Genomic DNA, 25,260 nt, shown 5'->3' with positions numbered 1-25,260 from the left:
CGGAGCCTGGAGTCTAGGACAGGTTAGAATGCTCCGCCTGCTTTGCGCCTAGGAGCGACGATGGACATCAAACAACTCAAATTCCTCATCGCCCTGGATGAAACCCGCCACTTCGGCCAAGCCGCCGCCCGCTGCCATGTCACCCAACCGACCTTGTCCATGCGCCTGCGCAACCTGGAGCATGAGCTGGACCTGGCCCTGGTCAACCGTGGCCAGCGCTTCGAAGGCTTCACCGCCCAGGGCGAGCGGGTGCTGGCCTGGGCACGTACGGTGATTGCTGCTTACGATGGCCTGCACGCTGAAGCCGCTGCCTGTCGCGGCCACCTGGTCGGTAACCTGCGCCTGGGCGTGGTGCCGCTGTCGAGCTTCGATCCGTTACCTTTGTTGCAACGCCTGCACCAGCACCACCCGGACCTGAACTTCGAACTGAGCGCGCTGAGCTCCGAGCAGATCCTTGAGCAGTTGACCAGTAACCGTCTGGACCTGGGTGTGTCCTACCTCGAACGCCTGGACCACGAACGCTTTCTGTCCCTGCCCCTGGGGGAAACACGCATGGGCCTGCTGTATGACCCAGATCATTTTCGCTTCGGCGAGCAGCCCTTAAGCTGGCAGGCACTGACCGAACTGCCGCTGGGCCTGTTGACTGCCGGCATGCACTTTCGCCAGTCGATCGATCACAACTTTCACAGCCGGGGTCTGGAGCCGCGGTTGCTGCTACAGACCGATGCCGTCCATCAGCTGGTCCAGGCGGTTGGCGGCGGTTTGTGTTGCGCGATCATGCCGCTGGCAGCGGGTCTTGAAGTCCTCACCGAACGGCTGCGCCTGCAACCGATCGAGCAGGCCAGCACCCTCGCGCCACTGGGCCTGATCATGCGGCGCACGGCGCCACGCTCGGCCCTGGCCGAAGCCTGCCTGGCTGAATTCCAAGCCTTGCACAGGGGTGCCTGATCGACGCTGTCTATCAAGGCATCAGCATTAGCGATTAGACGATACCCGAGCGCAAGCCTAGGCTTAAACCAGACCAGCCGCCGGTATCTCTAATGAGCACAACACCTCCGGCCTGCGCGGCGTCCGCCCCCCTGACTGCGCCCGCGGCCAGCAACCGCTATGACTACAGCCACCTGACCGATGACAGTCAGGCCAGCACACCGCTGGCCGAAGAAGTCGCCCTGGGCATTGCCTACAACGGCATCAACCAGGCGGTCATGCTGGTGAGCCCGACCGACCTTGAAGACTTTATCGTCGGCTTCAGCCTCGGCAGCGGCATCATCACCTCGCCAGACGACATCTATGACCTCAAGCTCACAGGCCGCGGTTCGGCGATCAGCGCGGAAGTGGAAATCGCCAGCCGCGCCTTCTGGAACCTGAAGAACCAGCGACGCCAACTGGCCGGCACCAGTGGCTGCGGCCTGTGCGGGGTCGAAGCCCTGGAACAGGCCCTGCCGGAGCTGAAGGCGTTGCCTGGCGCCCCGTTGCCGCCGGCACACTGGCTCGATGGCCTGCGCCAACGCATCGATGCTTTCCAGCCGCTCGGCCAGCACTGCGGTGCGGTGCACGCGGCACTGTTCATGAACAACCAGGGTGAACTGCTGCTGGGCCGCGAAGACATTGGCCGCCACAACGCCCTGGACAAGCTGATTGGCGCCTTGCTGCGCCAGCACATCAGCCTCGACGGCGGCCTGGCGATTGTCACCAGCCGCTGCAGCCTGGAACTGATCCAGAAAGTCCTGCGCGCGGGCATCCAGACCCTGGTCAGCCTGTCATCGCCCACCGGCCTGGCCCTGCAATGGGCGCGCCGCCACAACCTGAACCTGATCCATCTACCCAAACACAGTGCGCCACGGGTGTTCAGCCCCGTGCCGGAGAATTGACCTTGAGCCTGCATCACCAAGCCGTCCAGAAGCCCGTCCCGCGCTACAAGCCCTACCACGGTGCCGCTGGCGGCTGGGGCGCGCTGCGCAGTGTGGCCCAGGCCTGGATCGGCAGTAACAACGCGCTGAAGAATATCCGTGCCCTGCTCAAGACCAACCAGAATGGCGGACTCGACTGCCCGGGCTGCGCCTGGGGCGACTCGCCAGAAAGCGGCATGGTCAAGTTCTGCGAGAACGGCGCCAAGGCGGTGAACTGGGAAGCCACCAAGCGCCGTGTCGATGCGGCGTTCTTCGCCCGCCACAGCGTCACCTCGCTGCTGGCCCAGAGTGATTACTGGCTCGAATACCAGGGACGGCTGACCGAACCGATGGTCTACGAACCAAGTACCGACCGCTATCGCCCGATCGACTGGGACGCAGCCTTCGCCCTGATCGCCAGCCATCTGCAAAACCTCGCCAGCCCCGACCAGGCCGAGTTCTACACCTCGGGCCGGGCCAGTAACGAGGCGGCCTATCTGTATCAGTTGTTTGTGCGCGCCTACGGCACCAACAACTTCCCGGACTGCTCGAACATGTGCCACGAAGCCAGTGGCGTAGCCCTGGGTCAGAGTGTCGGAGTCGGCAAAGGTACGGTGACGTTTGACGATTTTGAACACGCCGAGGCGATTTTTGTCTGGGGCCAGAACCCCGGCACCAACCACCCGCGCATGCTCGAACCGCTGCGTGAAGCGGTTAAACGTGGGGCCCAAGTGGTCTGCATCAACCCCCTCAAGGAACGCGGCCTGGAGCGCTTCCAGCACCCGCAGCATCCGCTGGAAATGCTCACCAACGGCGACCGCCCGACCAACACCGCTTACTTCCGTCCGGCCCTGGGTGGCGACATGGCCGTGTTGCGCGGCATGGCCAAGTTCCTGCTGCAATGGGAGCGCGAAGCCCAGGCGAATAACGCACCGGCGATCTTCGATCATGACTTCCTCAATCAACACACCCAAGGCGTGCTCGACTATCTGCACGCGGTGGATAACACCTCCTGGGCCCGGATCGAGGCCCAGTCCGGCCTGAGCCTGGCAGAGATCGAGCAAGCCGCGCGGATGTACTGCAAAGCCAGGAAAGTCATCATGTGCTGGGCCATGGGCATCACCCAGCACCGCCACTCGGTGGCAACCATCGAGGAAATCGCCAACCTGATGCTGCTGCGTGGCAACCTCGGTGTTCCCGGTGCCGGCCTGTGCCCGGTACGCGGCCATAGCAACGTCCAGGGCGACCGCACCATGGGCATCAACGAACGCCCGCCGGTGGCCTTGCTTGACGCCCTGGAGCGACGTTTCAGCTTCAAGGTGCCGCGCCACAGCGGCCACAACACCGTGGAAGCGATCGGCGCCATGCTCGCCGGTCAAGCCAAGGTGTTTATCGGCCTGGGTGGCAACTTTGCCCAGGCGACACCCGACACCGAACGCACCGCCCAAGCCTTGCGCAGCTGCGAGCTGACCGTACAGATCAGCACCAAGCTCAACCGCAGCCACCTGATTCACGGTAAACAGGCACTGATCCTGCCCTGCCTGGGCCGCACCGACATCGACCTGCAAAGCGAAGGCCCGCAGGCGGTCACGGTGGAAGACTCGTTCAGCATGGTCCATGCCTCCAACGGCCAACTGCAGCCACTGTCACGGCAAATGCGTTCGGAACCTGCGGTGATCGCCGGCATTGCCGCCGCCACGCTCGGCGCCAAACCGGTGGACTGGAACTGGTTGGTGGCCGATTACGGGCGTATACGCGACCTGATCAGCGACACCATTCCCGGCTTTGACAACTTCAACCAGCGCCTGGAGCATCCTGGCGGGTTCTATCTGGGCAACAGCGCCGGGCAGCGGCAGTGGAAGACCGCCAGCGGCCGGGCCAACTTCAAGGCCAACGGGCTGCCGGATGATTTGCTGCACGAGTGCGTGCGTGCGACCGGCCAGGTACCGGACCTGATCATGCAATCGATGCGCTCCCACGATCAGTACAACACCACCATCTATGGCCTCGACGACCGCTACCGGGGGGTCAAGGGGCAGCGCAACATCCTGTTCGCCAACGAGGCCGACATCATCCGCCTGGGCTTTCAGCCAGGGCAAAAGGCCGATATCGTGTCGCTCTGGAGCGATGGTCGCGAACGTCGGGTCAAAGGTTTCACCCTGCTGGCTTTCGATATCCCGGCAGGCCAGGCGGCGGCGTACTATCCGGAAGTCAATCCGCTGGTGCCGCTGGAAAGCGTCGGTGATGGCAGCCATACCCCGACTTCGAAGTTCGTCGCGATCAAACTGCAGGTCGCCAGCGACAACGCCCGTATCCTCTGACAGAATCTGCTGATCGGCAGGCACAAAAAAAGGCCCTGGCAGCGATGCCGGCGCCTTGTCTCAAGTAAGCTCAGACAGCGTAAAATCAAGAAAGTTTCATAGTTAAAACAGTAACTTAGCGAATTGTGCACAAGTCGTGTTACTCGTCGGATTTCCATTGCCAGCCCCCTTCGCCAGCCTCAGGATCGCCTCGTCATCCCTATGAGGCTTTCTTGATGAAGTACTCCTCGATTCTGTTGTTGTCTCTCGGCCTGCTCAGTGGCGTTGCCTCAGCAGGTGGCTCCACCGAAGCCGGTATCGGCGGCGCATTGGGTGGGGTACTGGGCTCTGTGGTCGGTAACTCCATCGGCGGCAGCACTGGCTCAACGATCGGTGCAGGCCTGGGTGGCGCAGCCGGCAGTGCGGTCGGTGCCGACAAGCGCCAGCGTGGCGAAGCCGCAATCGGCGGCGCCTTGGGTGCAGCGGGCGGTAACGCAATCGGCCGCAGTGTGGGCGGCACCACGGGTGGCTACATGGGTGCCGCCGCAGGTGGTGGTGCCGGTGGTGCCCTGGGTAACTACATGGGCAACAAGGCCGATGAAGACGAGCGCCACGAGGCTCGTCGCTATCGCCGTGGTTATGACGACCGTCGTTACTACCGCGACCGCGGCCACCACTATGGCCATCGCAAGCACAAAAAGCATTGGCGCCATGACGACTAAGCGCACCTGGGCTTAAGCCAATCTCTTAGTCCCTGCCCTCAGCGGCAGGGGCTTCGAACACTCTCCCCGCGTTACCGTTCAAGCCGTTCAGACAAATCTCCCCGCTGACGGACCGGCGCCCCACACCGCCCTGCCACCTCTACCTCGTCTATGGCCTTAGGGGCCACCCCGATTCTGGCAATAATAGCCAGTAGCTATCATCGTTTATTCCCCCAATCAGCCAATGGACGCAGGGAATGCGCATCGATTCTGCAACGCCGACCCGACTGCCCATTGCCCGAAGAGGCTGATATGCCGGTCGGCAAACGCTTACCCGCGCTCAACGAAATACAGTTCCTTGAGCTGCAATCACTGGTCGGACACGCATCGGGCGTGATTCTGCTACCTGACCGCCGCACAGTCATTGCAGCCCACCTGGCCAAGCGTCTGCGACACTTTCAGTTGGCGACTTTCGCCGATTACCTGCGCCTGCTCACGCTGCCCGAACAGCATGCCGAGCGCCAGCGCGTGGTCGAATTGCTGGTCGCCAAAGAGACCTATTTCTTCCGTGAGCACCGGCATTTCGAGTTCCTTGCCCACTGGCTGGCTGAACACTCCGGCCCTGCGCGTCTCTGGAGCGCCGCCTGCGCGTCTGGCGAAGAGGCCTACAGCCTGGCCATGATCGCCAGCGAACACGCCGCCAACGACAACTGGCGCATCCTGGCCAGAGACTTGAGCCCAGGCATGCTCGGACTTGCCCGCGAAGGCATCTACGACATCGCCCAGGCACGTTACTTTCCGCAGGGCTGGCTGCAGCGCTACTGCCAATGTGGCGTTGGCGAAATGGCCGGTCGCCTGCAAATACAGCCTGCCCTGCGTGAGCGCGTCAGCTTGCGGCAAATCAATCTGATCCAGGCATTGCCTGATGACCTGGGCGTATTCGATGCGATATTGCTGCGCAATCTGCTGAGTTGCTTCAGCCAGGATGACAAGCAATGGGTGGTCCAGCGCCTGCTGGCCCGGCTGCGCCCGGGTGGCCTGCTGTTGATCGGCCACAGCGAAAGCATTCACGAGCTTGATCTGCCATTACGGCCGATACTGCCCTCGGTGTTCGAGCGCCTATGTTGACCTGCACTGCCGACACCGACGGCAGGCCTTCGATACTGATCACGCGCCGTCGCGGCAGCACTCATACGGACCGAGCAAACCTGCCGCCTCCCAACACTTGCGAAACAGGCTCGAACCCATGCTTTGCAGAATTCTTCTTGCCGACGACTCGCCGCTCTTTCGAGCTGGCCTGCGCGCGCTGCTCGAACAAAAAAAACAATACACCGTAATCGGTGACGCAGGCGATGGCATGACCGCTGTCGCCCTGGCGGAAAGGCTCAAGCCCGATGTCATCGTCCTGGACATGACAGCCAACACTCTGGACAGTGAGCAGATCCTGCGCGAGTTGTATTTGCGCGCACCGACCTGCCACGTGCTGATGCTCTCGTCACGTTCGGAACTGGATTTCGTCATGCGTTGCCTGCAACTCGGAGCCCACGGTTTCCTGCTCAAAAGTGCTACCGCGCAAGAGCTGGAGCAGGCATTGCAGGCCTTGAAGAATGGCGGTCAGTACCTGTCCTCGGCGGTTCTGCCGATGGTAATCGGCCAGGCCGTCAAACACAGCCGTAAGCGCATGCCCGCAAGCAACGCCATGCAGTTGACGCCCCGTCAACTGGAAGTTCTGCGGCTCATCGCCCGTGGCGAAAGCACCCGCTCGATTGCCGACGGTCTGGGCCTGAGCGTGAAAACCATCGAGGCGCACCGCTCACAGATCATGCATCGCTTGCAGATTCATGATGTGCCGGGCCTGGTGTTGTTTGCGGTACGTGAAGGCATTATTCGCCTGAACGACTGAGCGCGCGGCTCAGCCTTGCAAGTTCAGCAGCGCTGCCTGCAACTTGGCCGGCAACGGCACTGGCCGTCCCGAGGCGCGCTCGACGAACACCTGGACCACTTTGCCCGCCGCGCAAGGTTGCGCCTCGCCGACCCGGAACAAAGCCAACTGGTACTCCACCGAGCTGCCGGCCAAGCGCGCTACCCGCAGACCGACTTCAAGGGTGTCGGGGAATGCCGGCAAGGCGAAAAAGTCCGCTGCCGAACTGACCACAAAACCGACAACCTCCCCTTCCTGCGGGTCCAGACCGCCCTGCTGCTGGAGGAATGCCTGGATGCTGGTGTCGAAGTAGCTGTACACCGTGGCACCGGCGATATGGCCGTTGAGGTCGCTGTCCTGCCAGCGCGTGAGGATGGGTTGCAGGTGGGGATAGTTAAGGCGTTGATGAGTATCGGTCATGACTGGCCTGGGCTGCTGATACGGATCGAAGAAGCTTCCCACAATCACATCAGAAGTCCTATAGTCGCAATCAACTATAGATCGCATAGCATGGGCAGACCTGATGAAACAGAGACATTCCCCTATGCCCACTCATCACATTGACCACTCGCACCTCAGCCAAATGGCAGGCAGCGGCACTATCAATGCAACACATATAGTTGGGCAACCGGGCGGCTGGGCAGTGCAGGTTTCCATCAACGATCAGGAACACATCCTGACTGCACAACGCAGCGGCAACATTCGGTTGTTCAAGAAACTCGAGACGCTGGTCAGCTATCTCCAAGAATTGGGTATCGAGTACTTCAAGGTCGACACCTCTGGCTACGACCCCGGAATGCTCAAGACCTACCAACGCCCTGATCGCTCACAAGCGCTCAAGCTGGCTCATGAGGCAGCGGCCTATGAGGCCTGGTTCAGCGCCCAGGTCGAAGCCAGCCTTCAGGATCCGACACCGGTAACTGAAGACGACGAGGCTCGACGCCTGTTTGCCGCGCGCCGAGCAGCACTTAAAGCCCGCTCACACTAATGCGTCTGGCGTGGCGAGCCCTGGCGCTAAAGGACCGGGAGCAGATCATGGAACATATTGCGACGACCAACCTAGATGCTGCTATTGCACTGGATGAAGCCTTCGAGAACAAAGCCCAACAAGCGCAGCAAACACCACTGCTTTACAAAACAGGCAGGGTTCCAGGCACCCACGAAATTGTCGTTCGCCCGAATTATGTAATGGTCTACCGGGTGACCGCTGACTACGTCGAGTTCATTCGTGTTCTGCATTCAAGGCAACAATGGCCGTGATGCATTGAAACGTCAGACAACAAAAAGCCGCCCCTGAGGGCGGCTTTTTGTTCCACGCTGGCTTGAGCTTACAGCTGTGGGCCAGCAGCCTTGATGGCGTCGGACACTTCAAATTTCTTGAAGTTGTCGATGAACAGGTTGGCCAGGGCCTTGGCTGCTTCATCGTAGGCGGCTTGATCAGCCCAGGTGTTACGTGGGTTGAGCAGGACGGTATCAACGCCAGGAACGGCTTTTGGCACGTCCAGGTTGATGATGTCCAGGTGCTCGGTCTCGGCACCGACCAGCGCGCCACTCTGGATCGCTGCGATCACCGCTCGGGTGGTCGGGATGTTGAAGCGCTTGCCAACGCCGTAGCCACCACCGGTCCAGCCGGTGTTGACCAGGTAGACCTTGGAACCGAAACCACGGATACGCTTGATCAGCAGCTCAGCGTACTCGCCAGCCGGACGCGGGAAGAACGGTGCGCCGAAGCAGGTGGAGAAGGTCGACTTGATGCCGCTGCCCGAACCCATTTCGGTGGAACCGACCAGTGCGGTGTAGCCGGAGAGGAAGTGGTAGGCCGCCTGCTCTTCGCTGAGGATCGACACTGGTGGCAGTACGCCGGTCAGGTCGCAGGTCAGGAAGATCACCGCGTTCGGCTCGCCGCCGAGGTTCTTCTCGGAACGCTTCTCGACGTGCTCCAGCGGGTAAGCGGCACGGCTGTTCTGAGTCAGGCTGCCATCGGCATAATCGGCTTTCTTGTCAGCGTCGAGAACGACGTTTTCCAGGACCGCGCCGTGCTTGATGGCTTTCCAGATGACCGGCTCGTTCTTCTCCGACAGGTCGATGCACTTGGCATAGCAACCGCCTTCGATGTTGAACACTACGCCTTCGCCCCAACCGTGCTCGTCGTCACCGATCAGGTAACGGCTTTCATCGGCGGACAGGGTGGTCTTGCCAGTACCGGACAGGCCGAAGAACAGGGTGACGTCACCCTCTTCACCGATGTTGGCAGCGCAGTGCATTGGCAACACGTCAGCGGCTGGCAGCAGGAAGTTCTGCACCGAGAACATGGCTTTCTTCATCTCACCGGCGTAACGCATGCCAGCGATCAGCACTTTCTTCTCGGCGAAGTTGATGATCACGCAGCCATCGGAGTTGGTGCCATCACGCTCTGGCACGCACTCGAAGTTGGCAACGTTGAGCACTTGCCACTCATCACGGCCGGCAGGGTTGTACTGGGCCGGGTTGATGAACAGGCAGCGACCGAACAGGTTCTGCCAGGCAGTCTGGGTGGTCATCTTCACCGCCAGGTAGTGCTCGGCAGCTGCACCTACGTGGACGTGAGAAACGAAATGTTCTTGTGCGTTGTTGAAGGCCTCAACGCGGTCCCACAGGGCAGCGAACTTGTCGGCCGGGAACTTGCGGTTGATCGGGCCCCAGGCGATGGCATCCTGAGTGGACGGCTCTTCGACGATGAAACGGTCAACCGGCGAACGACCAGTGCGATGACCAGTTTTCACAACCAGCGCGCCAGTATCGGCCAGCTCGCCTTCACCGCGGTTCAGCGCTTCTTTTACCAGCTCATCGACGCTCAGGTCGGTGTACACGGTGTTGTTGGCTTGCGTCATGAGATTCCCCATCCGGCCTGCGGCCGAGTGCTCCAAACGATTTGTAGTAGAGCTTTGAAAACTACTACAGCGAAAAAAGTGGCCGGATTATGCCAGAAACGCCCAAAAAAAGTAGGGCCCTCCTGTCAGAACGGCGATTTTCCGGCGTTAGACAGGAGATTTACCTGTAGTGAAACGTTTCAGTGACGAGTATCTGACGGCGTGTCTACACCGCCACCGGCGAACAATTGCTCGATATCGGCGGCATCGAATTGATAGCGCTGGTTACAGAACTGGCAGTCGACCTCGATCTGGCCGCCATGCTCGTTAACCAGTTCCAGCGCGTCATGCTTACCGAGGCTGACCAACGCATTACCGGAGCGCTCACGCGAGCAACTGCAGCGAAAATGCAGTGGCTGTATATCGAACAGACGCACCGCATCCTCGTGATACAGACGATGCAGCACGGTTTCGTTATCCAGACCGAGCAGTTCTTCGGCTTTCACCGTGTTGGCCAAGGCCTTTACATGGTTCCAGCTTTCCTCACGCTCCTCGATGTCCTTCTGGCGATCGGCGGGCAACTGCTGCACCAGCAGGCCACGGGCACGAATGCCGTCGGCGGCCAGCGAGATGCAGGTGTTGATCTGCTGGGACATGACGAAATAGTTGGTGAAACATTCCGACAGGTCCTTGCCGTCCAGCTCCACCGTGCCCTGGTAGCGCTGACCGTTGACCGGCGTGATGGTCAGGACCAGATGCCCGCCAGGCATCAGGTCGGCAAGGCTGGCATCAGCCTTGATCTGCTCGGCCGCATAGCGTGCCAGGCCGCGAATTTCGTGCTCGCTGGTGCACTCGATGGCCAACAGGGGCACCGGCCCGCTCGACTGTGCCTGAAGGATCAACAGGCCATCGAACTTCAGCGTGCCGACCAATAGCGCGGCAGCCGCCATCAGCTCGCCGAGCAGCTGCGCAACAGGCTGCGGGTAGGGATGCTTGGCCAGCACTTCGGCGTAGCTACGCTCCAGCCCGACCATTTCACCGCGTACATCGCGGTCGTCGAAGATGAAGCGTTGGGTGTAATCGGTATCCGGCAATTCAGACATGGGGTCGGGTATTCGCGTAAATGAGTTAATGGCACCTAGTTTATCAGTGCGCTCCGCGCCCGTTAACCGGCGCTGTCGTGAAGCTGGTGGAGCTGACGCCGTTGTTTCTTGGTCGGCCGACCATCGGTCGTCACGCCCAGTGCGCCAGCCTTGCGCATGGCAGCCGCCTTCTCGCGCCGCTCGATACTCTCGGCAGTTTCTTCATACAGCGCCTGGGCCTCGGGCGCACCACGGCGCACCACAGACAGCGCCCTGACCACCACCGTGCGCTCATCAAAGCCGGTGCGCAAGACGAATTCGTCCCCCACCCGTGGCTCTTTGCCCGGCTTGCATCGTTCACCCCGGCAGTGCACCTTGCCACTCTCGATGGCTGCCTTGGCCAGCGCCCGGGTCTTGTAGAAGCGCGCTGCCCATAGCCATTTGTCCAAGCGGACCTTATCGTCCTCTTCCGGCTTTTGTGCCATGACATTTCCCCGCTTAATTTCGTCAACGGAACTGTACTACCGTATCTGGCGGATGCAAAAAAACCGCGGCGTGCTTACAGTTCACCGACCTGTCGCGCACACCGGTTCCGGCCTTGCGACTTTTTATGCTGGTTGAGCAATTTGAAGACATTTGACCATTTGACTGTGATTGGCCTGCGCGAGTGGGTAGCCTTGCCCGACCTCGGCGTGGCTGGCCTGCGCGCCAAGATCGACACTGGCGCCAGTACCTCGAGCCTGCACGCTACCGAAGTCGAACCCTTCGAGCGCAACGGCGAACCCTGGGTGCGCTTCAATGCGCACCTGGGCTCAGTCGTGCAGTTACGTCACCGGCGCTGCGAAGCACCGCTGGTAACCATGAAAACCATCAAGAGTTCCAATGGCCAGGCGCAAATCCGCTACGTGATCCGCACGCCGCTGGCGCTGGGTGACCGGGTCTGGGAAGTCGAATTCACCCTGGCTTGCCGCAAAGCCATGCGCTATCGCCTGTTGCTCGGTTCCAAAGCCCTGATTCATGGCCAGTTGGTGGTCAATCCGGGCCTCAAGTACGTTCAGGACAAGCCGGCATTTCCGGCCACTATTTCTCCTTCCACAGGTGTTGCATGAAGATCGCCGTGCTGTCGCGAAACCCGCGTCTGTATTCCACTCGTCGTCTGGTTGAAGCCGGTACTGCACGAGGCCATGAAATGGTTGTGATCGATACCCTGCGCGCCTACATGAACATCGCCAGCCACAAGCCGCAAATCCACTACCGCGGCAAGCCCCTGGAAGGCTTTGATGCGGTGATCCCGCGCATCGGTGCCTCGGTGACTTTCTATGGCTGCGCGGTGCTGCGCCAGTTCGAGATGATGGGCGTGTTCCCGTTGAACGAGTCGGTGGCCATTGCCCGTTCGCGTGACAAACTGCGTTCGCTGCAACTGCTGTCGCGCCGTGGTATCGGCCTGCCGGTCACCGGCTTCGCCCACTCGCCAGACGACATCCCCGACCTGATCCAGATGGTCAACGGCGCCCCATTGGTGATCAAGGTACTCGAAGGCACCCAGGGCATCGGCGTGGTCCTGTGCGAAACCACCAAGGCTGCCGAGTCGGTAATCGAGGCGTTCATGGGCCTGAAGCAAAACATCATGGTCCAGGAGTACATCAAGGAGGCCGGCGGCGCCGATATCCGCTGCTTCGTGGTCGGCGACAAGGTCATTGCCTCGATGAAGCGCCAGGCCAAACCCGGCGAATTCCGCTCCAACCTGCATCGCGGCGGCAGCGCCAGCCTGATCAAGATCACCCCAGAAGAACGCATGACCGCCATCCGTGCGGCCAAGGTCATGGGTTTGAGCGTGGCCGGTGTGGATATCCTGCGCTCCAATCACGGCCCGCTGGTGATGGAGGTGAACTCCTCACCGGGGCTTGAAGGCATCGAGGTCACCACTGCCAAGGACGTTGCCGGGATGATCATCGAGCATCTGGAGAAGAACGGCGGGCCAAACCTGACCCGCACCAAAGGTAAAGGCTAGTGGGAGCGGCGGTGCGACGACTCGACTTGCCCCGCGATAAATCGACCACACAAACCACTACACCGCATCACGCGGCAGCAGCAGGCCCAGCGGCAGACGCACGCGGGCCTCCAGGCCGCCGCCGGAGCGGTTGCGCAATTCGACATTACCGCCATGCTGGGCAGCGATACGCTTGACGATCGCCAGCCCCAGCCCTGTGCCCTTGCCACTGCGGGCACGGTCACCACGAATGAACGGGTTGAAGATGCCTTCCAGCTCGCTCGGATCAATGCCCGCCCCCCGGTCCAGCACACTGAGCACCACATAAGGCGCACTGCTGTCACCCGATACGTAGGCCGCCACCTCAACCCCTTTACCGGCGTGATACAGGGCGTTGCCAATCAGGTTGTTGAGCATGCGCTTGAGCGACACCCGGCGCAGCGGGAAAGGCGGAATCGGCTCGAGGCACAAACGCACCCGCTCTTCAGGCTGGTTGAACGGCGCGACCACTTCGCGCACCAGATCGCTCAGGTCGACCTCTTCCACTGGCTCGTCACGCCCGTCACGGATGAAGGCGAGGAACTGGTCGAGGATGGCGTCCATGTCTTCTATGTCACGCACCATGTCATCGGTCAGGTCACTTTCATTGGCCAGCAACGACAAGGACAGGCGCAAACGGGTCAATGGCGTGCGCAGGTCGTGAGACACACCCGCCAGCATCAATTCCCGCTCGCGTCCGGCCTGCTCGACATCTTCGGCCATCTGGTTGAATGCCCGGTAAACCTCGGTCATCTCGCTGGGCGTATCGCTGACCGGCAAGCGCACGCTGCGCCCCTGTCCCAACTGGCGGGCGGCAAACACCAGGCGCTTGAGCGGCTGGTTGAGCTGGCGGACAAAGATCCAGGCCGACGCCGTGGACAACAGTCCAATAGCCAGGAACCAACCCAGCACGCTCCAGATCTTTTGACCACGCAACGGATGCGGATACAGCGGCACCTTCAGCCAGCCGTCACCCAGGCTCGGCGCCCTCACCCACAATGCCGGTGGCGCGTGGATGCGCAGGCGTACCTCGGTATCGGCGCCAAGCTCGGATTGCATCTGACGCTGGTAGATTTCACTGTACGGCCAATGCTGTTCACCTTCCGGAACACCGGAGCCGACCACCCGGATCAACCCTGCCGCTTCAGCAATCTTGTCGCGGTCGGACTCATCGGCGGCCCAGTAAGCACGCAGGGTCAGGGCCACCCCGTGGCTGTACTGGCGATCGACCAGCACGTCTTCGTTCATCAGCAGGTAAACCAGGGTCAGGGCCTTGGAGAACAGCACGACGATCAGCACCAGCCAGAGGGTGCGGGCGAAGAAGCTTTGCGGGAACCACAGGGGCGTTTTCATCGACAACGGCTACACACTTTGCAGGAACGAGCATGGCTCGCAGGCTTTGCGGATCTCTGCACAGGCAAAAACAGGGCAACCCGAAGGTCCGCCCTGCTTGCAGTGACTGACTCCTACACTCGAAACATCACTTGCTGGCATTGCCATCCGGCACAAACACGTAACCAACGCCCCAGACGGTCTGGATATAACGCGGCTTCGACGGATCGGGTTCGATCATGCGACGCAGGCGGGATATCTGCACATCGATGGAACGCTCAAGCGCATCCCACTCGCGGCCGCGGGCCAGGTTCATCAGCTTGTCGCGGGTCAGCGGCTCGCGCGCGTGCATGACCAGCGCCTTGAGCACGGCAAACTCGCCGGTGGTGAGCATGTGCACTTCTTCACCGCGCTTGAGCTCACGGGTCGCCAGCGACAACTCATAGTCGCCGAAGGTAACGGTTTCGTCTTCGCTGCCCGGTGCACCCGGCACCGCAGGGGCCTGACGACGCAGGACGGCCTTGACCCGAGCCATCAACTCATCGGGGTTGAATGGCTTGGCCAGATAATCATCGGCCCCCAGCTCCAGCCCCTTGATGCGGCTCAGTTCGTCGCCCTTGGCGGTGAGCATGATGATCGGGATCTGGTTGTTCGCTGCGCGCAGGCGCCGGCAGGCGGTCAGACCATCCTCGCCAGGCAGCATCAGATCGAGAACCACCAGGTTGAAAACCTCGCGGGCCAGCAGGCGGTCCATCTGTTCGGTGTTGGGTACTGCACGGGCGCGGTAGCCCTTGCTGGTGAAGAAACGTTCCAGCAGGCTGCTCAAGCCCGGGTCGTCGTCGACGATAAGAATTTTTTCGCCTTCAGCGGTTTGTGCAGTGCTGCTCATGGATAGCTCCTCTAATCTCGGCACGCATTATGGCTTAGCCGCCATTGGCCGTGCCGTGTGCATTGTTAGCAGATTTTTCCCGGGGCGCCAGTTCTGCCTGGCCAGGAGCTGGCGCGCTGCTATCACCGCAAGCCCGGCGCGCTGGGTATAATGCGCCGCTTTCAGCCAGTGCCGCATTGTTCCGAGTGCCCCATGGCGCCCGCCCGCGGACTTTGTTTTCACAATTTGTCAGGTGGTTTTATGGACAGCATCAACAGCCGCATCGCCGAGGAACTCGGTGTCCGCCCACAACAGGTCGAAGCGGCCGTGGCCCTGCTTGATGAAGGCTCGACGGTGCCTTTTATCGCCCGTTACCGTAAAGAAGTGACCGGTAGCCTGGATGACACCCAACTGCGTCATCTGGAAGAACGCCTGCGCTACCTGCGCGAACTCGACGAGCGCCGCGCCAGCATCCTGGCCAGCATCGAAGAGCAAGGCAAGCTGACCCCGGAGCTGGCCCGCGAGATCAAGCTGGCCGACACCAAGACCCGCCTCGAAGACCTCTACCTGCCTTACAAGCAAAAGCGTCGTACCAAGGGCCAGATCGCCCTGGAAGCCGGCCTCGGCGAGCTGGCCGATGGTCTGTTGAACGACCCGCAACTGAGCCCGGAAACCGAAGCCGCACGTTTTGTCGACGCCGAAAAAGGCGTGGCTGACGTCAAGGCCGCCCTCGAAGGCGCCAAGTACATCCTCATGGAACGTTTTGCCGAAGACGCCAGCTTGCTCGACAAGCTGCGCAGTTTCCTCAAGCAGGAAGCCGTGCTCAGCGCCCGACTGGTAGCTGGCAAGGAAGAAGAAGGCGCCAAGTTCCGCGACTACTTTGAACATGACGAGCTGCTCAAGAGCGTGCCATCGCACCGTGCCCTGGCGATTTTCCGTGGCCGCAACGAAGGCGTGCTGGCCGCCTCGCTGAAAGTCGGTGAAGAACTGCCGGGCACCCTGCACCCGTGCGAAATGATGATTGCCGAGCGCTTCGGCCTGCAAAACCAGAACCGCCCTGCCGACAAATGGCTGGCCGAAGTGGTGCGCTGGACCTGGAAGGTCAAACTCTACAGCCACCTGGAAACCGACCTGTTCGGTGAACTGCGTGACAACGCCGAAGGCGAGGCCATCAACGTCTTCGCCCACAACCTGCACGACCTGCTGCTGGCCGCACCGGCCGGCCCGCGCGCAACCCTGGGCCTTGACCCGGGCCTGCGTACCGGCTGCAAGGTGGCGGTGGTCGATGCCACCGGCAAGCTGCTGGACACCGCCACGGTCTACCCGCACGTCCCGAAAAATCAGTGGGACCAGACCATCGCCGTGCTCGCGGCCCTGTGCGCCAAGCACTCGGTGGAACTGATCGCTATCGGCAACGGCACCGCCAGCCGTGAAACCGACAAGCTGGCCGCCGAACTGATCAAAAAGTATCCAGCGCTGAAAATGACCAAGATCATGGTCTCCGAGGCTGGCGCTTCGGTGTACTCGGCGTCGGAACTGGCTGCTCGTGAATTCCCGGATCTGGACGTGTCGATCCGTGGCGCCGTCTCGATTGCCCGCCGCCTGCAGGACCCGCTGGCCGAACTGGTGAAGATCGATCCGAAATCCATCGGCGTTGGCCAGTACCAGCATGACGTTTCGCAGCTCAAGCTGGCGCGTGGCCTGGACGCCGTGGTCGAGGACTGCGTGAACGCTGTCGGCGTCGACGTCAACACCGCCTCGGTGGCGCTGCTGGCGCGCATCTCCGGCCTCAACAGCACCCTGGCGCAGAACATTGTCAGCCACCGCGACGCCAACGGTGCGTTCAAGACCCGTGCGGCGTTGAAGAAAGTCAGCCGCCTGGGCGAAAAAACCTTCGAACAAGCCGCCGGCTTCCTGCGCGTGATGAACGGCGACAACCCGCTGGACGCTTCGGCGGTGCACCCTGAGGCCTATCCGCTGGTACAGCGCATCGCTGCCGAAACCGACCGCGACATTCGTTCGCTGATCGGTGACAGCGGTTTCCTCAAGCGCCTGGACCCGAAGAAATTCACCGATGAAACCTTCGGTCTGCCGACCGTTACCGACATCCTCCAGGAACTGGACAAGCCCGGCCGCGACCCGCGACCCGAGTTCAAGACCGCCGAGTTCCAGGAAGGCGTCGAAGACCTCAAGGACTTGCAACTGGGGATGATCCTCGAAGGCGTGGTGACCAACGTGACCAACTTCGGGGCCTTCGTCGACATCGGCGTGCACCAGGACGGCCTGGTGCACATCTCGGCGCTGTCGGAGAAGTTCATCAAGGATCCGCGTGAAGCGGTCAAGGCTGGCGACGTGGTCAAGGTCAAGGTCATGGAAGTCGACATCCCGCGCAAACGCGTCGGCCTGTCGATGCGCATGAGCGATACTCCGGGCGAGAAGATCGACGGTGCCCGTGGTAGCCGCCCGGGTTCTGCGCCGCGTCAACAGAGCGCCTCGCCCCGCGCCAAGGAGACCCCGGCGCCAGCCAACAATGCCATGGCCTCGCTGTTCGCCAACGCCAAACAGCTGAAGAAGAAGTGATGGAATTGCCACAGGATGTTGTCCTCAGCGCCTTCAGCCAGCTGCTTGGCTGCCGTCTGCAACGCCTGGAAGCGGGCGTTGCAGAGATGACGCTGGCGCTGGAACCGCATCTGCGCAATCGCGGCGGCAAACTGCATGGCGGGGCAATCTTCAGCCTGGTCGACACCGCCATGGGCCTGGCCTGCTCCAGTGCCCATGGCTTCGATCAGCAGAGCGTGACCCTGGAGTGCAAGATCAACTACCTGCGCGCGGTGGGCGACGGTGAAGTATCGTGCATCGCCCGTGTGCTACACGCCGGGCGGCGCACCCTGGTGGTCGACGCCGATGTACTCCAGGGCGACAAGCTGGTGGCCAAAGCCCAGGGAACGTTCGTCGTCCTCTAGCCGCAAGCAGCCAAATTGCGATACTTTCGGCAGAGCGCAGGCACTGCCGAAAGCCGGCCAAAACCAGGCGACAACGCCAGTTCCTCTGTCCACCCTTGTAGACCGTCATTTCCACCCCCATATTGGGGCGACTGACGCGTGAAGGAATCCATCTTGAGCGAACTTCTCAACCGCCGCCTGAGCCTGCTCGGCCAAGGCGACAACCTCTCCCTGCTCAAGCAGTGCCTGCACGGCATCGAGCGCGAATGCTTGCGTGTGACCGAGGACGGTCGCCTGGCACAGACCCCGCACCCCGAAGCTCTCGGATCGGCGTTGACCCACGAGCAGATCACCACGGACTACTCAGAGTCGCTGCTGGAGTTCATCACCCCAGCCCTGGCCGACCCGGCGCAGACCCTCGAAAGCCTGGAGAGTATCCACCGCTTCGCCTACACCAAACTGGGCAGCGAGTACCTGTGGAGTCCATCGATGCCCTGCCCGCTACCGGCCGAGGAAGACATTCCGATTGCCTGGTACGGCGATTCCAACATTGGCAAGCTCAAGTATGTCTATCGCAAGGGCCTGGCCCTGCGTTACGGCCGCACCATGCAGTGCATTGCCGGGATTCACTACAATTTCTCGCTGCCAGAGAAACTCTGGCCGCTGCTGCGCACCGCCGAAGGCAGCAACCTCGATGACCGCGCGTACCAGTCGGCGGCCTACATCGCCCTGATCCGTAACTTCCGCCGTTACAGCTGGTTGCTGATGTACCTGTTCGGCGCTTCGCCGGCGCTGGATGCCGGTTTCCTGCGCGGACGCCCGCACCAGCTCGAACAGTTCGACGCCGATACGCTCTACCTGCCGTACGCCACCAGCCTGCGCATGAGCGACCTGGGTTACCAGAGCAACGCCCAGGCCGGCCTGACACCTTGCTATAACGATCTGAACAGCTACACAGACAGCCTGCGCAAGGCCGTCGCCACCCCGTATGCGCCGTATGTGGAAATCGGCACGCACAAGGATGGCGAGTGGGTACAGCTCAATACCAACATCCTGCAGATCGAAAACGAGTATTACTCCAACATCCGCCCCAAGCGCGTGACCTACAGCGGTGAGCGGCCGATCCAGGCCCTGATGGCCCGCGGTATCCAGTACGTCGAAGTGCGCTGCCTGGACATCAACCCGTTCCTGCCGACCGGCATCGATTTGCCAGAATCGCGTTTCCTTGATGCCTTCCTGTTGTTCTGCGCCCTGGAAGACAGCCCGCTGCTGGGTTACCTGGAATGCGGCAACTGCACCAGCAACTTCCTCAGTGTGGTCAAGGAAGGTCGTCGCCCGGGCTTGATGCTGCAACGCCACGGCAAGCCGGTGGAACTCAAGGAATGGGCCAATGAGCTGCTTGAGCGAATTGCGCCACTGGCCGCGCTGCTCGACCGCAGCCTGGACAGTGATGAGCACGCCAAAGCCCTGGACCTGCAGAAAGCCAAGGTCAGCGACCCGTCCCTGACGCCCTCGGCCCAAGTGTTGGCGAGCATGACCGAGCGCAAGCAAAGCTTCAGCCGCTTTGCCCTGCACCAGAGTCAGGTGCATGCCGAGTTCTTCCGCGCCCAAGCCCTGCCGGCAGACGAACAGCAGCGCTTCGAAACAGCGGCGCGCGAATCCCTGGAGGCCCAGGCCAGGCTTGAGCGTGAAGAGGACAAGGCCGACTTCGACCTGTTCGTCAGCGCTTACCAGGCCAGCATCCTGGCGATCAGCAACTGACATGAGCCGTACTGCCTCCACTCGCAAACCCCGCGCCGCCAGTCAGGCGCGGATCGACTCGATCCTCGAGGCGGCGCGCACCCTGCTGGCCAGCGAAGGCGTGGCCTGCCTGTCGATTTACAGTGTCGCCGAGCGGGCGCAGATCCCGCCGTCATCGGTGTATCACTTTTTTGCCAGTGTACCGGCCTTGCTCGAGGCCCTGACCGCCGATGTGCATGGCGCGTTCCGGGCGTGTCTGGCGGCGCCTATTGAAGCGTCCACACTGAACACCTGGCACGACCTCTCACGCCTGGTCGAACAGCGCATGCTGAGCATCTACAACCAGGATGCCGCCGCCCGTCAGTTGATCCTCGCCCAGCATGGCCTGAGCGAAGTGACCCAGGCCGACCGCCAGCACGACATCGAACTGGGCGATTTGATGCACAAGTTGTTCGCCCAGCACTTCCAGTTGCCAGTGTTACCGGATGATGTCGATGTGTTTGCCCTGGCCATGGAGCTGGGAGATCGGGTTTATGCCCGCTCAGTGCAACTGCACGGGCAGATCACGCCGCGCATGGCTGAGGAAGGCATGCGGGTGTTTGACGCGTATCTGGGGTTGTATCTGCCACCTTTTCTACCCAAACGCTGATGGCGCTATCGCGGGGCAAGCCCGCTCCCACAACCGGTGGGAGCGGGCTTGCCCCGCGATGCTTTAGAGCTTGGCGATCGACACTTCAGTGGACTTCACAAAGGCAATTACTTCACTGCCAATGGTCAGCTCCAGCTCGCGCACCGAACGGGTGGTAATCACCGAGGTGACAATACCCGACGCCGTCTGCACGTCGATTTCCGAAAGTACCGGGCCTTCGAGGATCTCCTTCACAGTGCCTTTGAACTGGTTACGTACGTTGATCGCTTTGATGGTCATCAGCTTGCTTCCTTCTGGTCAATGAGCCCAACGCAGCTGCGTTGGCAAAGGTGCTACGGGTTCCGGCCCGGGCGGTGCACCCGGCACCGAGAGCACGCGGTTGAGAACTTCGGTTTCCAGCGCCGCCAGGCGATGGGAGCCACGCACACGGGGGCGCGGCAGGTCGACGAGCAGGTCCAGTCCCACTTCACCGTCTTCGATGAGGATCACCCGGTCAGCGACTGCAACCGCTTCGCTGACATCGTGGGTCACCAGCAAGACGGTAAAGCCATGCTCACGCCAGAGCCGTTCGATCAGTTGCTGCATCTCGATACGGGTCAGGGCATCCAGCGCGCCCAACGGCTCATCGAGCAACAACAGGCGCGGCTGGTGGATAAGCGCACGGGCCAGGGCCACGCGCTGCTTCTGTCCACCCGACAGCGCCGCCGGCCACTCGTTGCCACGTTCGGCCAGGCCGACTGCCTCCAGGGCTTGCAACGCCTGCGCTCGCCAGTTGCCGGACAAGCCCAGGCCAACGTTGTCGATTACTTTTTTCCACGGCAGCAGGCGCGCTTCCTGGAACATCAGCCGGGTGTCTTCGCGTGCCTCGCGCAACGGTGCCGAGCCTGCCAGCAGCTCGCCGCCGCTGGGCTGGTCGAGCCCCGCGAGCAAGCGCAACAGGGTGCTTTTGCCGCAACCGCTGCGCCCGACAATGGCCACGAACTGTCCGGCAGGAATATGCAGGTCAATGTCACGCAGTACCTGGCGTTGGCCAAAGGTTTTCTGCAGGTTGTTTGCCGCCAGCGGTATGCCGCGCAATAGCCGTGCCGGTGGTGCTTTGAGGATGGTCATGCGCCCTCTCCCCGGGTCGGTTGATAAGCCGGGTGCCAGCGCAGCCAGACCCGCTCAAGGCCCCGTGCCGCCAGATCGGCAAGCTTGCCGAGCACGGCATAGAGCACAATCGCCAGGACCACCACGTCGGTCTGCAGGAACTCACGGGCATTCATCGCCAGGTAGCCGATGCCGGCGTTGGCCGAGATGGTTTCGGCAACGATCAGGGTCAACCACATGAAGCCCAGGGCGAAGCGCACACCGACCAGGATCGAGGGCAAAGCGCCGGGCAGAATCACCTGGCGAAACAGCTCGAAGCCGGACAAGCCATAGCTGCGCGCCATTTCCACCAGGGCCGGATCGACGTTACGGATGCCGTGGTAGGTGTTGAGGTAAATCGGGAACAGGGTGCCCAGGGCGACCAGGAAAATCTTCGCCGACTCGTCGATGCCAAACCACAGAATCACCAGCGGGATCAGCGCCAGATGCGGGACGTTGCGGATCATCTGTACCGAGCTGTCGAGCAGGCGTTCACCCCATTTCGACAGACCGGTGATAAAGCCCAGGGCCAGGCCGATTGCGCCACCGATCAGGAAGCCAAGCGCGGCACGCCAGCCACTGATTGCCAGGTGGTTCCAGATTTCGCCGCTGCACACCAGTTCGACACCCGCGCTGAACACGGCGCTCGGTGCCGGCAGGATGCGCGTCGACAACCAGCCGACGCTGACTGCCAATTGCCAGACCGCCAACAGCAGCAGCGGCAGCGCCCATGGCGCCAGGCGCTGCGGCCAGGGAGTGGATGCACGACTCATGGCCAGACCCTCAGTGCTGTGCTGCGGATTTGGGCAGGATGTCGTTGGCGACCATCTCGCCAAAGGGGCTCACGTAACCACCGCTTTTCGGCAGTTGCGGGCGCTCCACATCCAGATGCGGGAACAGCAGTTCCGCCACCCGGTAGGATTCTTCCAGGTGTGGATAACCGGAGAAGATGAAGGTATCGATGCCCAGTGCGGCATATTCCTTGACCCGTTCTGCCACCGTCGGCCCATCGCCCACCAGCGCCGTGCCGGCACCGCCACGCACCAGGCCGACACCGGCCCAGAGATTGGGGCTGACTTCCAGGTTGTCGCGGTTGCCGCCATGCAGCGCGGCCATGCGCTGCTGGCCCACCGAGTCAAAGCGCGCCAGCGACGCCTGGGCGCGGGCAATGGTGTCGTCGTCCAAATGCGAAATCAGGCGTTCGGCGGCCTGCCAGGCCTCGGCATTGGTTTCGCGGACAATCACATGCAGACGAATGCCAAAGCGTACGCTGCGGCCTTGTTTGGCGGCCTTGGCGCGAACTTGCTCGATCTTCTCGGCAACAGCGGCCGGCGGCTCACCCCAGGTCAGGTACAACTCGACCTGCTCGGCTGCGAGATCCTGTGCGGCCTGCGAAGATCCACCAAAGTACAGCGGTGGACGTGGTTGCTGGATCGGCGGATAGAGCAACTTGGCGCCTTTGACCTGGATATGCTGGCCGTCGTAATCGACCGTTTCGCCTTCCAGTACCCGACGCCAGATGCGGGTGAATTCCACCGACGCCTGATAGCGCTCTTCATGACTGAGGAACAGGCCATCACCGGAAAGCTCTTGCGGATCACCACCGGTCACCAGATTGAACAACGCCCGGCCTCCGGAGAGCCGGTCCAGGGTTGCCGCCTGCCGTGCCGCCACGGTCGGCGAGATGATGCCCGGGCGCAGGGCGACCAGAAATTTCAGACGCTGAGTCACCGGAATAAGCGACGCGGCAACCAGCCAGGAGTCCTCGCAGGAACGTCCGGTCGGGATCAACACGCCGCCAAAGCCCAGGCGGTCGGCAGCCTGGGCAATCTGCTGCAAGTAACCGTGATCGACTGCTCGCGCACCTTCCGAGGTGCCCAGGTAGTGACCGTCGCCATGGGTGGGAAGAAACCAGAAAACGTTGAGGCTCATTGGAGTTGTCTCCTAAGGGGAACGCAAGCCGGGACCACGTCCCGGCACGGGCGAATCGTCAAGGCGCAGTGGCGACCTTGGCCGGGGGAGTCCAGATCACATCCTTGATGCGGAGCGGCTTGGGAATCAGCTTGAGCGTGTGGAAGGTGTCGGCGATTTTCTGCTGGGCGCTGACCACGTCCGGGGTCAGGAAGTGGGCGCCATAGCCCTGGCGTTTGACCGAGGTCAGAGTGATGTCGGTCGGCAGACCAAGCAGCGGCGCGACCTGGTCGGTGACTTCCTGCGGGTTGGCTTTGGACCATTCGCCCACGGCGCGCACTTCCTCGACCAGTGTGTTGATCACTTCAGGGTGCTTCTGCGCATAGGGTTTGGTTGCCAGGTAGAACTGGTGGTTGTCGACGATGCCCTTGCCGTCACGCAGGGTACGTGCCTGCAACTGCTGTTCGGCAGCGGCCTGATAGGGGTCCCAGATCACCCAGGCATCGACGCTGCCACGCTCGAACGCGGCGCGGGCATCGGCAGGGGGCAGGAACACCGGCTGGATGTCGGTATATTTGAGGCCGGCATCCTCCAGAGCGCGCACCAGCAGGTAGTGCACGTTGGAGCCTTTGTTCAGCGCGACTTTCTTGCCTTTGAGCTCCTTGACCGACTGGATCGGCGAGCCCTTGGGCACCAGGATCGCTTCGCTGTGCGGCGCTGGCGGTTCATAGGCGACATACAGCAGATCTGCACCGGCTGCCTGGGCGAACACCGGCGGGGTTTCGCCGGTCACACCGAAATCTATGGAACCGACGTTCAGGCCCTCAAGCAACTGCGGGCCGCCGGGGAATTCAGTCCATTGCACCTGTACGCCCTGGGCCGCCAAACGCTTCTCCAGCGAGCCCTTGGCCTTGAGCAGCACCAGGGTGCCGTATTTCTGATAACCGATACGCAGGCTTTGGGCCTGAGCTTGAGTAATGGCGCCGAAGGACACAGCCGCAGCAAACAGAGCGACCAGACCACGACGCAAAATGACAGTGCGCATAGCGCTCTCCTTTTGCTGTTGGGTTCAGGCTGCACCTGCTTGCCCGTTGGCGGGCGAGTAAGGTGGGAATTGCAAAAATCGGGTGGTGCGGCTCAGATGCTCCAGCGCGCACTGAGCAGACGCTCATTCAGCACACCGGGCGCGACCGGTTTCGGTCGGCGTGCCAGGGCACTGTGAAACAGTTCAAGCGACTCGTTCAGACGTTGTTCCAGAACCGGCGCCAGTTGCGCGGCGGTATTGCCTTCGCCATAGATAATCTGGCTGTCATCCGCGAAGATCCCTTGCAGGGTTTCCTGAGCCTTCAGTGCGGACAACACTGGCTTGAGCGCGTAATCCACCGCCAGCATGTGGGCGATACTGCCGCCGGTGGCAATGGGCAATACCACCTTGTGGTTCAGGGCACGTTCAGGCAGCAGGTCGAGCAGGGTTTTCAAGGCCCCGGCAAACGACGCCTTGTAGACCGGCGTCGCCACCACCAGGCCATCGGCCTGCTCTACCAGTTGCAGAAAGTGCTGCACTTTGGGGCTATCGAAACGCGCATGCAGCAGGTCTTCGGCTGGAAAGTCGCGCACCTGGAAAGTCACCACTTCGACGCCCTGGCCTTGCAACCACTGGCGGCTGCGCTCGAGCAGCACACCGGAGCGTGAACGCAGACTGGGACTACCACCGAGAGAAACAACCAGCATTGGAGCGCATCCTTGATCGTGTTCTAAAAGGCCGCGAGTTTGCGTGCTCGCTGGAATGGAGTGACCTTAACAGCTTGATACATATATCAATAAATCATATTTAATCATTTATATATTCCTTTATAGTCTATGCGGAATTTCGCGGATCCAAATAAAAAAGGGCCGTCGAAACGGCCCAAAATCCCTGC

Annotated in this window: 26 protein-coding genes; 14 read left to right on the top strand and 12 right to left on the bottom strand. The window is 61.6% G+C overall.

What is annotated here, in order from left to right:
* The first annotated feature begins 60 nt into the window (after positions 1-60).
* From C6382_RS18865 to C6382_RS18840, 6 genes are all read left to right on the top strand, one after another.
* On the top strand, positions 61-948 hold the full coding sequence (locus C6382_RS18865) for a LysR family transcriptional regulator (protein ID WP_107025873.1): 888 nt from the start codon (positions 61-63) through the stop codon (positions 946-948).
* Between the two features lie 92 nt (positions 949-1,040).
* Complete coding sequence (fdhD, locus tag C6382_RS18860) at positions 1,041-1,871, top strand: formate dehydrogenase accessory sulfurtransferase FdhD (protein WP_107025872.1); 831 nt, start codon at positions 1,041-1,043, stop codon at positions 1,869-1,871.
* 2 nt (positions 1,872-1,873) lie between these two features.
* Positions 1,874-4,210, top strand: coding sequence for an FdhF/YdeP family oxidoreductase (locus C6382_RS18855; protein WP_107025871.1), 2,337 nt, complete (start codon positions 1,874-1,876; stop codon positions 4,208-4,210).
* Between the two features lie 212 nt (positions 4,211-4,422).
* On the top strand, positions 4,423-4,911 hold the full coding sequence (locus C6382_RS18850; protein WP_107025870.1) for a glycine zipper domain-containing protein: 489 nt from the start codon (positions 4,423-4,425) through the stop codon (positions 4,909-4,911).
* Between the two features lie 291 nt (positions 4,912-5,202).
* Positions 5,203-6,018, top strand: a complete 816-nt coding sequence (locus C6382_RS18845; RefSeq protein ID WP_107025869.1) for a protein-glutamate O-methyltransferase CheR — start codon at positions 5,203-5,205, stop codon at positions 6,016-6,018.
* A gap of 118 nt (positions 6,019-6,136) precedes the next feature.
* A complete protein-coding gene (locus C6382_RS18840) occupies positions 6,137-6,793 on the top strand; it encodes a response regulator transcription factor (protein ID WP_107025868.1) in 657 nt (218 codons plus the stop codon).
* A gap of 9 nt (positions 6,794-6,802) precedes the next feature.
* On the opposite strand, the gene C6382_RS18835 is transcribed toward C6382_RS18840, so the two are convergent.
* Complete coding sequence (locus C6382_RS18835; protein WP_107025867.1) at positions 6,803-7,231, bottom strand: thioesterase family protein; 429 nt, start codon at positions 7,229-7,231, stop codon at positions 6,803-6,805.
* Between the two features lie 223 nt (positions 7,232-7,454).
* Here C6382_RS18835 and C6382_RS18830 point away from each other — a divergent pair, with 223 nt between their 5' ends.
* Together C6382_RS18830 and C6382_RS18825 are read left to right on the top strand one after the other, a co-directional pair.
* On the top strand, positions 7,455-7,799 hold the full coding sequence (locus C6382_RS18830; RefSeq protein WP_256589142.1) for a hypothetical protein: 345 nt from the start codon (positions 7,455-7,457) through the stop codon (positions 7,797-7,799).
* Entirely contained in the window at positions 7,799-8,071 is a 273-nt protein-coding gene (locus C6382_RS18825) for a type II toxin-antitoxin system RelE/ParE family toxin (protein WP_107025865.1), read from the top strand. The genes C6382_RS18830 and C6382_RS18825 overlap by 1 nt, the downstream gene beginning before the upstream one ends.
* 68 nt (positions 8,072-8,139) lie before the next feature.
* On the opposite strand, the gene C6382_RS18820 is transcribed toward C6382_RS18825, so the two are convergent.
* From C6382_RS18820 to C6382_RS18805, 3 genes are all read right to left on the bottom strand, one after another.
* The gene (locus C6382_RS18820) at positions 8,140-9,681 is read right to left on the bottom strand and encodes a phosphoenolpyruvate carboxykinase (protein ID WP_107025864.1); all 1,542 of its coding nucleotides are present in this window, start codon (positions 9,679-9,681) and stop codon (positions 8,140-8,142) included.
* Positions 9,682-9,860: 179 nt separating this feature from the next.
* Positions 9,861-10,763 carry an Hsp33 family molecular chaperone HslO gene (gene hslO, locus C6382_RS18810; RefSeq protein ID WP_107025863.1) on the bottom strand — a complete coding sequence of 301 codons (903 nt, stop codon included), beginning with the start codon at positions 10,761-10,763 and terminating at the stop codon, positions 9,861-9,863.
* A 62-nt stretch (positions 10,764-10,825) separates the two neighbouring features.
* The gene (locus tag C6382_RS18805; protein WP_107025862.1) at positions 10,826-11,227 is read right to left on the bottom strand and encodes an RNA-binding S4 domain-containing protein; all 402 of its coding nucleotides are present in this window, start codon (positions 11,225-11,227) and stop codon (positions 10,826-10,828) included.
* A 141-nt stretch (positions 11,228-11,368) separates the two neighbouring features.
* On the opposite strand from C6382_RS18805, the gene C6382_RS18800 reads away from it, so the two are divergent.
* Together C6382_RS18800 and rimK are read left to right on the top strand one after the other, a co-directional pair.
* A complete protein-coding gene (locus tag C6382_RS18800) occupies positions 11,369-11,851 on the top strand; it encodes an ATP-dependent zinc protease (protein WP_107025861.1) in 483 nt (160 codons plus the stop codon).
* The gene (rimK, locus tag C6382_RS18795) at positions 11,848-12,753 is read left to right on the top strand and encodes a 30S ribosomal protein S6--L-glutamate ligase (protein WP_038605625.1); all 906 of its coding nucleotides are present in this window, start codon (positions 11,848-11,850) and stop codon (positions 12,751-12,753) included. The genes C6382_RS18800 and rimK overlap by 4 nt, the downstream gene beginning before the upstream one ends.
* A gap of 57 nt (positions 12,754-12,810) precedes the next feature.
* Here the strand turns inward: rimK and C6382_RS18790 are convergent, their stop codons facing one another.
* The gene (locus C6382_RS18790) at positions 12,811-14,124 is read right to left on the bottom strand and encodes an ATP-binding protein (protein ID WP_107025860.1); all 1,314 of its coding nucleotides are present in this window, start codon (positions 14,122-14,124) and stop codon (positions 12,811-12,813) included.
* A gap of 127 nt (positions 14,125-14,251) precedes the next feature.
* A complete protein-coding gene (gene ompR / locus C6382_RS18785; RefSeq protein WP_045180947.1) occupies positions 14,252-14,992 on the bottom strand; it encodes a two-component system response regulator OmpR in 741 nt (246 codons plus the stop codon).
* A gap of 240 nt (positions 14,993-15,232) precedes the next feature.
* Between ompR and C6382_RS18780 the strand changes: the two genes are divergently transcribed.
* The 4 genes from C6382_RS18780 (at position 15,233) to C6382_RS18765 (ending at position 20,302) form a co-directional block, all read left to right on the top strand.
* Positions 15,233-17,551, top strand: coding sequence for a Tex family protein (locus C6382_RS18780; protein ID WP_107025859.1), 2,319 nt, complete (start codon positions 15,233-15,235; stop codon positions 17,549-17,551).
* Positions 17,551-17,934, top strand: a complete 384-nt coding sequence (locus tag C6382_RS18775; protein WP_107025858.1) for a PaaI family thioesterase — start codon at positions 17,551-17,553, stop codon at positions 17,932-17,934. Before C6382_RS18780 ends, C6382_RS18775 begins: the two co-directional genes overlap by 1 nt.
* Positions 17,935-18,087: 153 nt before the next feature.
* Positions 18,088-19,674 (top strand): glutamate--cysteine ligase, encoded by a 1,587-nt coding sequence (gene gshA / locus C6382_RS18770; RefSeq protein WP_107025857.1) that lies wholly within the window; start codon positions 18,088-18,090, stop codon positions 19,672-19,674.
* Between the two features lies 1 nt (position 19,675).
* Positions 19,676-20,302 carry a TetR/AcrR family transcriptional regulator gene (locus C6382_RS18765; protein WP_107025856.1) on the top strand — a complete coding sequence of 209 codons (627 nt, stop codon included), beginning with the start codon at positions 19,676-19,678 and terminating at the stop codon, positions 20,300-20,302.
* Between the two features lie 63 nt (positions 20,303-20,365).
* Here the strand turns inward: C6382_RS18765 and C6382_RS18760 are convergent, their stop codons facing one another.
* From C6382_RS18760 to ssuE, 6 genes are all read right to left on the bottom strand, one after another.
* Positions 20,366-20,581, bottom strand: a complete 216-nt coding sequence (locus C6382_RS18760; RefSeq protein ID WP_010221227.1) for a molybdopterin-binding protein — start codon at positions 20,579-20,581, stop codon at positions 20,366-20,368.
* Positions 20,582-20,599: 18 nt separating this feature from the next.
* A complete protein-coding gene (gene ssuB, locus C6382_RS18755) occupies positions 20,600-21,412 on the bottom strand; it encodes an aliphatic sulfonates ABC transporter ATP-binding protein (protein WP_107025855.1) in 813 nt (270 codons plus the stop codon).
* Entirely contained in the window at positions 21,409-22,203 is a 795-nt protein-coding gene (gene ssuC / locus C6382_RS18750; protein WP_107025854.1) for an aliphatic sulfonate ABC transporter permease SsuC, read from the bottom strand. The genes ssuB and ssuC overlap by 4 nt, the downstream gene beginning before the upstream one ends.
* Before the next feature lie 10 nt (positions 22,204-22,213).
* On the bottom strand, positions 22,214-23,362 hold the full coding sequence (gene ssuD, locus C6382_RS18745) for an FMNH2-dependent alkanesulfonate monooxygenase (RefSeq protein WP_107025853.1): 1,149 nt from the start codon (positions 23,360-23,362) through the stop codon (positions 22,214-22,216).
* A 58-nt stretch (positions 23,363-23,420) separates the two neighbouring features.
* Positions 23,421-24,386: a sulfonate ABC transporter substrate-binding protein gene (locus tag C6382_RS18740; protein WP_107025852.1), complete on the bottom strand. Its 966-nt coding sequence runs from the start codon at positions 24,384-24,386 to the stop codon at positions 23,421-23,423.
* A gap of 92 nt (positions 24,387-24,478) precedes the next feature.
* Positions 24,479-25,072 carry an NADPH-dependent FMN reductase gene (gene ssuE, locus C6382_RS18735; protein WP_107025851.1) on the bottom strand — a complete coding sequence of 198 codons (594 nt, stop codon included), beginning with the start codon at positions 25,070-25,072 and terminating at the stop codon, positions 24,479-24,481.
* Positions 25,073-25,260 lie beyond the last annotated feature (188 nt).

Origin of the sequence: Pseudomonas sp. BBP2017 (genome assembly GCF_003024385.1) — a bacterium.
Lineage (GTDB): Bacteria > Pseudomonadota > Gammaproteobacteria > Pseudomonadales > Pseudomonadaceae > Aquipseudomonas.
The sequence above is the reverse complement of the archived record's forward strand: the minus strand, read 5'-3'. Positions and strand labels throughout refer to the sequence as shown.